Genomic DNA, 9,111 nt, shown 5'->3' with positions numbered 1-9,111 from the left:
GGTTGATAAGACAGAGAAGCCTGATCCTGCACTTGTTGAAAAATACGAGGCAAGATATCAGCAGTTCAAGAATATCTATCCTGCACTTGCAGATACTTTCGATAAGATAATCTGATATGCTTGACGTAGTGCGGAAATAGTGATATATTACAGTTGTTACTAAATAATTATTCAGACTAGAAGTGGGCTTTGCAAAGAGCCCACTTTCTTTATGCCTTATAAATAAGGCTCACGGAGAATTATGTCCAGAAGAGAAGAAATTGAAAATAAGACAGAGGCGCTTCTTAAGCCTATCGCTGAGAAAAACGAGGTTCGCATCTACGATGTGGAGTTTGTTAAGGAAGCAGGCGAGTGGTATCTGCGTGCCTACATAGACAGGGACGGCGGAGTAGATATCAATAAATGTGTTGATGTCAGTCACGAGCTTTCAGATGCACTTGATGCACACGATTTTATCGAGGAAGCATACACACTTGAAGTAAGCAGCCCCGGACTTGGCAGACAGCTTAAAAAGGACAGGCATCTGCAGAACAGCTTAGGCCTTGATGTTGATGTTAAGCTCTATGCTGCCATCGACGGAACCAAGGAATTCACCGGCAAACTTACTGCATTTGATTCTGACACGGTTACGATTGAAACCGCTGCCGGAGAGCAGACTTTTAATAGAAAAGAAATTTCAAATATCCGATTAACACTGGATTTTTAATTTTTCATAGAATAAGGAGAAAATCACTATGAGCAAAGAATTGATGGACGCACTCGATCTACTTGAGAAGGAAAAGAACATCAGCAGAGATTCACTGTTTGATGCAATCGAGAACTCACTTATGACTGCTTGCAGAAACAACTATCAGAGAGCAGAGAATATTAAGGTTGAGATCGACAGAGATACCTGTGAATTCAGGTGCTTCTCAGATAAGGAAGTCGTAGAGTTTCCTGATGACGTAATGGATCCTCAGAACATGATCTGCATGGATGATGCACTTAAATATGTAGATAAGTGCGAGATCGGCGATATGGTTACGGTACCGATCAACTCCAAGGATTTCGGACGTATCGCTACACAGAACGCCAAGAACGTAATCCTTCAGAAGATCCGTGAAGAGGAGAGAGGCGCTATCTACAACGAGTACTTCGAGCATGAGCACGACATCGTTACAGGTGTTGTACAGCGTTTCATCGGTAAAAATATCAGCATCAACCTCGGAAGAGCTGATGCTATGCTCAGCGAGAACGAGCAGGTTAAGAGCGAGCATTATCGCCCTACAGAGAGAATCAAGGTTTATATCCTTGAGGTAAGAAATGGAAATAAGGGTCCCAGAATCCTTGTATCACGTACACATCCCGATCTTGTAAAGAAGCTCTTCGAGCAGGAAGTTGCCGAGATCCAGGATGGAACAGTAGAGATTAAGAGTATTGCCCGTGAGGCAGGCAGCCGTACAAAGATCGCTGTTTACTCAAATAATCCTAACGTTGATGCTGTAGGTGCCTGCGTAGGTGTTAACGGAAACAGAGTTAACCTTATCGTAGATGAGCTCAACGGCGAGAAGATTGATATTGTTAACTGGGATGATAACCCGGGTAACCTTATACAGAATGCACTTTCACCGGCTAAGATCGTTGCAGTATTTGCTGATCCCGATGAGAAGAGCGCAAAGGTAGTAGTTCCTGACCACATGCTTTCACTTGCCATCGGTAAGGAAGGGCAGAATGCACGTCTTGCAGCACGTCTTACAGGATATAAGATCGATATCAAGAGTGAGACTCAGGCTAAGGATGCTGTCGGATTCCGTATCGAAGACTATATGGATGACGAAGATGACGAAGAATACGAGAACGATGTTGATGAGCTTGAATACGAGAACGAAGAGGGCGAGTACGAAGGCGAGTCAGAAGAGGAATAATTTATGAATAAGCCTATGCGAAGATGCGTCGGCTGCGGTGAGAGTAAGGAAAAGAAAGAATTGATCCGTATCATCAGAGATACGGACGGCAATATCAGACTGGACCTTACGGGAAGAGCAAATGGCCGCGGTGCGTATATATGCAGGGATGAAAAATGCCTTGAATTGGCTATAAAGAAAAAGGGGCTGGACAGAACCCTGAAGGTTACCGTTCCGCCTGAGATAGCAGATGAACTAAAAAAGGAGCTTGCAGAGAATGAATAATATGAAGGTTTATTCACTGCTTGGTCTTTGCCAGAAGGCAGGAAAGCTTGCCAGCGGTGAGTTTGCTGTATTGAATGCCATTAAAGGCGGGTCGGCATCTTATGTTTTGATAAGTGAAGATGCATCCGACAACACGAAAAAGAAATTTCGTGATAAATGTGAGTATTATGGTGTTCCGATGTCATTTTTTGGAGATATGGAATCTCTTGGAAGGGCAATCGGTAAGGAAGTTCGAACGAGTATTGCAATCATGGATAATGGTTTTGCGAAGACGCTTCAGAAGAACTTAGATGATTTACAGGACGGAGGAAATGCGAATGTCGAAAATTAAAATATCCGAACTCGCTACGGAGCTTGGTATTGAAGGTAAGGAGATTGTTTCATACCTTCAGACACAGGGTGTTGAGTCAGCAAAGAGATCTACCAGCTCAGTAGAGGACGAGGAAGCGGAGAAGGTTAGAAAACACTTCGGAAGCGGAACCGCAGATAAAAAGGAAAGTCATAAGGCTGAGGAGAAGCCTGCCAAGAAGGCAGAGGCTGCAGCAGAAGAAAAGCCTGCTAAGAAGCCGGAAGCTGCTCATGCAGGACAGAATGCTCAGAAGCCTGTGAAGAAAAAGAAGACAATTATCATGGTTACAAATCCCAGTGCTTCCAAGAGCGGCAATTTCCAGAACGGAAATAATAACGCAGGCAGGAACAACAATCAGGGCGGAAGAAACCAGAGCCGTGATAATCAGGGCAGAAACGGACAGAGACAGAACACATTCGCAAGATCACAGAATGTATATCATCCGATAAAGCCTCTAACAGCTCCTTCACAGCTTGAGTCCTATAACAATGATATTCCTAAGTATCAGGAGCCTGCTCAGAAGCCTGCTAAGGAAGAGGTAGCTCCCAAGCCTGCTAAGGTGGAGAAGGTTCAGACCGAAGCTCCTGCACCTCAGAAGGAAGTTGCTAAGGCAGAGCCTGTAAACAATGTGCGCACAGGCGACAACCAGAGAAATGACAGAAGACCTGCCGGCAACAATAATAATCAGCAGCAGGGCGGACAGCCTCGTAAGAGCGGCCCTAATGACAGAAACAGAAATGGTCAGAATAATGACCGTCAGGGCGGCGATCGTCAGGGTATGCAGTCAGCAAGACCCGGACAGGGTGCTCCCGATAGAAACCGCGGCGGTAAGGGCGGCAGAGACTTCGCTAAGAACAAGGATCAGAAGGGCGGCTTTGAAGCAGCTCCCATGAATGAAGGAAAGGGCGAAGGAAAGCGCAGAAATAACCAGGATAAGGATAAGAGATCCAAGAAGGATCATATCTACGAAGAGAATGAAGAGATGATGCCCAGAAGTAAGAGGGTTGGTCGCTTCATTAAGCCTGAAGTTAAGAAGGTCGAGGAGCCTGAGGAGCAGATCAAGGTTATCACAATTCCTGATAAGCTCACAATCAAGGAACTCGCTGATAAGATGAAGCTTCAGCCTTCGGTTATCATCAAGAAGCTTTTCCTTGCAGGACAGATTGTTACTGTTAACTCAGAGCTGACCTATGAGGAAGCTGAGAATATAGCTATCGAGTATGAGATCATCTGTGAGAAGGAAGTTCAGGTAGACGTTATCGAAGAGCTTCTTAAGGAGGAAGAGGAGGATGAGAGCCTTCTTAAGTCAAGACCTCCGGTTGTCTGCGTAATGGGTCACGTTGACCATGGTAAGACATCACTTCTTGATGCTATCCGTGACACAAGCGTTACAGACAAGGAAGCAGGCGGTATCACACAGCGTATCGGTGCTTACCAGATCAAGGTTAACGACAGAAAGATCACATTCCTTGATACCCCCGGACACGAAGCTTTCACAGCTATGCGTATGCGTGGTGCTAATTCTACAGATATCGCAGTACTGGTTGTTGCAGCTGATGACGGTGTAATGCCTCAGACAGTTGAAGCTATCAACCATGCGAAGGCAGCCGGTGTAGAAATTATCGTTGCCGTAAACAAGATTGATAAGCCCAGTGCTAATGTTGACAGAGTTAAGCAGGAAATGACAGAGTACGGTCTCATCGCTACTGATTGGGGCGGATCAACAGAATTCGTACCTGTTTCTGCAAAGACCGGTGAGGGTATGGATGTACTCCTTGATACAATCCTCATCACAGCAGATATCCTTGAGCTTAAAGCTAATCCTAACCGTGAGGCAAGAGGCCTTGTCCTTGAGGCTAAGCTTGATAAGGGTCGCGGACCTGTAGCAAACGTTCTTGTACAGAAGGGTACACTTCACGTAGGTGATTTCATTTCTGCAGGTGCTTGCTCAGGTAAGGTTCGTGCAATGATAGATGATAAGGGTAAGAGACTTAAAGAGGCTCTTCCTTCACAGCCTGTTGAGATTCTCGGACTTTCAGATGTTCCCGGAGCAGGTGAGGTATTCCTTGGACATGAGAGTGACAAGGAAGCTAAGCAGTATGCTAATACATACCTCCAGCAGCAGAAGAAGGATCTTATTGAAGAGACCAAGGCTAAGATGTCACTTGATGATCTTTACTCCAAGATTGAGGAAGGTAAGCTCAAAGAGCTTGATATCATCATCAAGGCCGACGTACAGGGTAGTGTTGAAGCTCTTAAGGCAAGCCTTCTTAAGCTTTCAAATGATGAGGTAGTTGTTAAGGTTATCCACGGCGGTGTTGGTGCCATCACAGAATCTGATGTATCCCTTGCTGCTGCATCAAACGCTATCATCATCGGTTTCGACGTTCGTCCCGATGCTGTTGCAAAGAGCACAGCTGAGCACGAAGGCGTTGAGATCAAGCTTTACAAGGTTATCTATCAGGCAATCGAGGATGTTGAGTATGCTATGAAGGGTATGCTTGCACCTGTTTATGAAGAGAAGATCATCGGTCACGCTGAGATCCGTCAGCTCTTCAAGGCATCCAAGCTTGGTAATATCGCCGGTGCTATTGTTACAGACGGTATGATCCAGAAGGATTGCAAGGTTCGTATCAGCAGAGCCGAGGAGCAGATCTTCGAAGGCGATCTTGCATCACTTAAGAGATTTAAGGATGATGTTAAGGAAGTTAAGGATGGCTACGAGTGCGGACTTGTATTCGATGGATTTGATGCAATTAACGTTGGTGATGTAGTTGAAGCTTACATAATGGTAGAAGTACCTCGTGAGAAATTGGACAATAAATAATGAGAAAAAACAGTATTAAAAATATCCGAATCAACGGAGAAGTACAAAAAGTTATTTCTGAGGCCATCAGATACAGTAAGGACCCCAGAATCAGTCCTATGACATCTGTAATGGATGTCGAGGTTGCACCGGACCTTAAGACCTGTAAGGTATGGGTGTCTGTCATGGGTAACGACGAAGACAGACTCCGCACAGAAGAGGGTCTTAAGTCTGCTGCGGGCTATATCCGCAGCACCGTTGCAAAGGAACTTAATATGCGCAATACTCCGGAGCTTAGATTTATCATGGACGATTCTATTGAATACGCCATCAATATGTCTAAGATAATCGATGAGGTTGCTGCAAAGGACGCTGAGGCAAGAGCTGCCAGAGGCGAAACCGAGGAACAGGAAACAGAAGAGTAAAGCTTAGAGGTAGAAGAATGAGAATTGATGAAATAGTAGCAGGCGCCAAAACCGTTGGAATAGGCGGTCATATCAGACCTGATGGCGATTGTGTCGGTTCCACCATGGCTCTTTATCTTTACCTTAAAAAGAATTTTCCAGACCTGAACGTAGATATCTTTTTGGAAAAGATTCCGGAGAGCTACAAAATAATTGACTGTTGTGATGAGATTAATTCGGATTTTTCTTCTGATGTAGAAAGCTATGATGTATTTTTTGCATTGGATTGCGGAAAAGAAAGACTTGGCGATGCTGAGAAATTTTTCGATGCAGCAAAGAAGAAAATCAATATCGATCATCATGTCAGCAATACAGGAACAGGTGATGAGAATTATATTGTTCCTACAGCAAGTTCTGCTTCAGAGCTTGTCTACAATTGTCTCGACAGAGATAAAATAGATATTTCCGTAGCTCAGGCCATTTATATGGGCATCGTGACAGATACGGGAGTTTTCAAATACTCCAATACATCACCTGATACCATGAAGGTGGCAGCTGATCTTATAAGCTTTGGCTTTGATTTTGGAGCACTTATAGATCATGTATTTTATGAAAAGAGCTACGTTCAGAATCAGATTCTCGGAAGGGCACTTCTTGAGAGTATGATTTTCATGGACGGAGAATGCATAGTAAGTGTTATATCAAAGCAGACTATGGATTTCTACATGGCTCAGTCATCTGATCTTGACGGTATTGTAAGTCAGCTTCTTCTGACTACCGGTACCGAGTGCGCTATCTTTATTTATGAGATTGGCAGCATGGAGTACAAGGTTAGCCTTCGTTCCAAGGGCAAGGTCAATGTGGCTAAGATTGCCGAGCTTTTTGGCGGCGGTGGTCATGCAAGGGCCGCAGGCTGTACCATGAACGGAACACAGCACGATATAATCAATAATCTTTCTGAGTATATTGAGAAGGATTTAAAGGGCATAAATGCAGTTAAATGATGTTATGTCTTTGGAGAAATAAATGTACAACGGACTTATAAATGTTTACAAGGAGGCCGGTTATACATCCAGTGATGTTGTGGCTCGCCTCCGCGGCATTTTAAAAATGAAAAAGATTGGACATACAGGGACCCTTGATCCGGATGCGGTCGGGGTTCTTGTTATTTGTGTCGGTAACGGCACAAAACTCTGTGATATGCTGACAGACCACAATAAAGAATATATCGCTGTCTGCAGGCTCGGAGTTACGACGGACACACAGGATATGTCCGGACGTGTTCTTACTGAATCGGAAGTGAATGTCTCAAGTGAAAAGCTTCATGAGACAGTGAAGAAATTTGTTGGCGAGTATGATCAGATTCCGCCCATGTATTCAGCCATAAAAATAAATGGTAAGAAGCTCTATGAGCTAGCAAGACAGGGTAAGGAAGTTGAGAGAAAGCCAAGAAGAATAAATATTCAGGCAATCACTATCCTTGATGAGAGTCACCTTCAGGATGAGCATATTTTCACAATGGAGGTCAAGTGCTCAAAGGGAACATATATCAGAACTCTTTGTAATGATATAGGTGAAGCTCTTGGATGCGGTGCTGCCATGGAGCATCTTACAAGAACAGCTGTAGGAAGCTTCCATTTGGAGACAGCACATACTCTTGATCAGATTGAACAGCTTCGTGATGAGGGCAGAGTGGATGAAATAGTTGCATCCACAGAGAGCCTTTTCAGGGACCTTGATTATTGCATCGTAAAGGATGACTTCAGGAAAAAACTTGAAAATGGAAACGGCTTCAAGGTTACGGATCTTGTAAGTGAAGCTCCCGAAGATGAGCAGGATTTTGTGGAACCTGAAAAGCTTTACGCAGACGGAACAAGAGTCAGGGTTTACGGCGAAGACGGAGCATTTTTCGGAATCTATAAATGCGACGAGCGAACAGGGACTTTTAGAGTTGAGAAATTTTTCTATACTGTGTAATGCACAGTATATAGCATGAAAGAGATAATATGCGGATAATATCAGGCGAAAGACAATTTCATATAGATGATAAGACCGCAGTAGCCATCGGCAAGTTTGATGGTATTCACATGGGGCATCAAAAGCTCCTTAAGCACATCCTTGATAAAAAGGAGCATGGAATGAAGGCAGCAATATTTACCTTTGATCCTTCTCCGGCAGTATTCTTCTCAAAGAAGGTACAGCCACAGCTTCTTACCAGGGACGAAAAGCGAAGGAAATTTGAGAAGCTTGGAATAGATATTCTTGTGGAATTTCCTATGGATGAGATGACTGCGCATACTGCTCCTGAGGATTTTGTGAGGAAAATACTTCATGAGCAGATGAATGTTGCTTATGTGGCTGCAGGTGATGACCTTTCCTACGGATACAAGGGAAAAGGCGATTTTGCACTTTTGAACGAGCTTGCACCGGAGCTTTCATATAGGACCCATGCCATCAAGAAGCTTCAGATGTTTGGAAGAAATGTAAGCTCCAGCTTTATCAAAGAGGAAATCATGCAGGCAGAGATGGAACGTGCCGCAGAGCTTCTTGGAGAGAATTATTATGTTGGCGGATTTGTTGAGCACGGCAAAAAGCTTGGAAGAACCATCGGATTTCCCACGGTCAACCTGCTTCCTCCTGATGAGAAATGTCTTCCTCCCTACGGAGTTTATTTTTCAGAGGTGAGGATAGAGGGTCGGAAATTTTACGGCATGACAAATATCGGATGCAGACCGACGGTTTCAAATAGCGGTCAGGTCAGTGTTGAGACCTATATTTATGATCTTGATGAGGACTTATACGGAAAATATCTGGAAATTGCGCTTCTTACTTTCCACAGAAAAGAGCAGAGATTTGCAGATGTAAACGCACTTAAGGCTCAGATGGATTTGGATCTTGAAGCAGGAAGAAATTTCTTTATATCTTTACAAGATTAATTAGGTATGGTAGAATCAAATGATTTCTCGCATGAGAAATGAGTAACGTTATTACCGATACTCGGATGATGGTCACTCCAACCGCTTCCTGGTATACGGCAAATTGTAATTAAAAGGAGAATAGAACATGATTACAAAGGAAAAGAAGACAGAGGTTATTGATAAGTTTGCCAGAAGCGCAGGCGACACAGGTTCACCTGAGGTTCAGGTAGCTATCCTTACAACACGTATCAAGGAGCTTAACGAGCACCTTAATACTCATCCCAAGGATCACCACTCAAGAAGAGGACTTCTTAAGATGGTTGGTAGAAGACGTGCTCTTCTTGCATACCTCAAGAAGAAGGACCTTGAGAAGTATCGTAAGCTTATCGCTGATCTTGGACTTAGAAAGTAATTTCCAGAGTAAAAATAGGGCGGGGATGCCGGTCAGAAATGATCGGCTTAGCCG

10 protein-coding genes are annotated in these 9,111 nt (G+C 44.0%); all 10 read left to right on the top strand.

Annotated features, from left to right (window positions below; translation table 11 throughout):
- The first annotated feature begins 241 nt into the window (after positions 1-241).
- Complete coding sequence (gene rimP, locus G608_RS0118525; protein WP_026497236.1) at positions 242-706, top strand: ribosome maturation factor RimP; 465 nt, start codon at positions 242-244, stop codon at positions 704-706.
- Positions 707-734: 28 nt separating this feature from the next.
- The gene (gene nusA / locus G608_RS0118520; RefSeq protein WP_026497235.1) at positions 735-1,904 is read left to right on the top strand and encodes a transcription termination factor NusA; all 1,170 of its coding nucleotides are present in this window, start codon (positions 735-737) and stop codon (positions 1,902-1,904) included.
- Between the two features lie 3 nt (positions 1,905-1,907).
- A complete protein-coding gene (gene rnpM / locus G608_RS0118515; RefSeq protein WP_026497234.1) occupies positions 1,908-2,168 on the top strand; it encodes an RNase P modulator RnpM in 261 nt (86 codons plus the stop codon).
- A complete protein-coding gene (locus tag G608_RS0118510; protein ID WP_026497233.1) occupies positions 2,161-2,499 on the top strand; it encodes a L7Ae/L30e/S12e/Gadd45 family ribosomal protein in 339 nt (112 codons plus the stop codon). The genes rnpM and G608_RS0118510 overlap by 8 nt, the downstream gene beginning before the upstream one ends.
- On the top strand, positions 2,486-5,344 hold the full coding sequence (gene infB, locus G608_RS0118505; RefSeq protein ID WP_081677507.1) for a translation initiation factor IF-2: 2,859 nt from the start codon (positions 2,486-2,488) through the stop codon (positions 5,342-5,344). Before G608_RS0118510 ends, infB begins: the two co-directional genes overlap by 14 nt.
- Complete coding sequence (gene rbfA / locus G608_RS0118500) at positions 5,344-5,748, top strand: 30S ribosome-binding factor RbfA (protein ID WP_026497231.1); 405 nt, start codon at positions 5,344-5,346, stop codon at positions 5,746-5,748. Before infB ends, rbfA begins: the two co-directional genes overlap by 1 nt.
- 17 nt (positions 5,749-5,765) lie before the next feature.
- Positions 5,766-6,731: a DHH family phosphoesterase gene (locus G608_RS0118495; protein WP_026497230.1), complete on the top strand. Its 966-nt coding sequence runs from the start codon at positions 5,766-5,768 to the stop codon at positions 6,729-6,731.
- Positions 6,732-6,753: 22 nt separating this feature from the next.
- A complete protein-coding gene (gene truB / locus G608_RS0118490) occupies positions 6,754-7,704 on the top strand; it encodes a tRNA pseudouridine(55) synthase TruB (protein WP_026497229.1) in 951 nt (316 codons plus the stop codon).
- 29 nt (positions 7,705-7,733) lie between these two features.
- Positions 7,734-8,663 (top strand): bifunctional riboflavin kinase/FAD synthetase, encoded by a 930-nt coding sequence (locus G608_RS0118485; RefSeq protein ID WP_026497228.1) that lies wholly within the window; start codon positions 7,734-7,736, stop codon positions 8,661-8,663.
- Between the two features lie 127 nt (positions 8,664-8,790).
- The gene (gene rpsO, locus G608_RS0118480) at positions 8,791-9,057 is read left to right on the top strand and encodes a 30S ribosomal protein S15 (RefSeq protein ID WP_026497227.1); all 267 of its coding nucleotides are present in this window, start codon (positions 8,791-8,793) and stop codon (positions 9,055-9,057) included.
- Positions 9,058-9,111 lie beyond the last annotated feature (54 nt).

Source organism: Butyrivibrio sp. WCD3002, from assembly GCF_000424265.1.
GTDB lineage: Bacteria > Bacillota > Clostridia > Lachnospirales > Lachnospiraceae > Butyrivibrio.
This window is presented reverse-complemented; position numbering and strand designations above follow the sequence as displayed.

Excerpts from the sequence above, each read along its gene's own strand:
- rimP (WP_026497236.1), top strand. The coding sequence starts at position 242 with ATGTCCAGAAGAGAAGAAATTGAAAATAAGACAGAGGCGCTTCTTAAG.
- nusA (WP_026497235.1), top strand. The coding sequence starts at position 735 with ATGAGCAAAGAATTGATGGACGCACTCGATCTACTTGAGAAGGAAAAG.
- rnpM (WP_026497234.1), top strand. The coding sequence starts at position 1,908 with ATGAATAAGCCTATGCGAAGATGCGTCGGCTGCGGTGAGAGTAAGGAA.
- G608_RS0118510 (WP_026497233.1), top strand. The coding sequence starts at position 2,161 with ATGAATAATATGAAGGTTTATTCACTGCTTGGTCTTTGCCAGAAGGCA.
- infB (WP_081677507.1), top strand. The coding sequence starts at position 2,486 with ATGTCGAAAATTAAAATATCCGAACTCGCTACGGAGCTTGGTATTGAA.
- rbfA (WP_026497231.1), top strand. The coding sequence starts at position 5,344 with ATGAGAAAAAACAGTATTAAAAATATCCGAATCAACGGAGAAGTACAA.
- G608_RS0118495 (WP_026497230.1), top strand. The coding sequence starts at position 5,766 with ATGAGAATTGATGAAATAGTAGCAGGCGCCAAAACCGTTGGAATAGGC.
- truB (WP_026497229.1), top strand. The coding sequence starts at position 6,754 with ATGTACAACGGACTTATAAATGTTTACAAGGAGGCCGGTTATACATCC.
- G608_RS0118485 (WP_026497228.1), top strand. The coding sequence starts at position 7,734 with ATGCGGATAATATCAGGCGAAAGACAATTTCATATAGATGATAAGACC.
- rpsO (WP_026497227.1), top strand. The coding sequence starts at position 8,791 with ATGATTACAAAGGAAAAGAAGACAGAGGTTATTGATAAGTTTGCCAGA.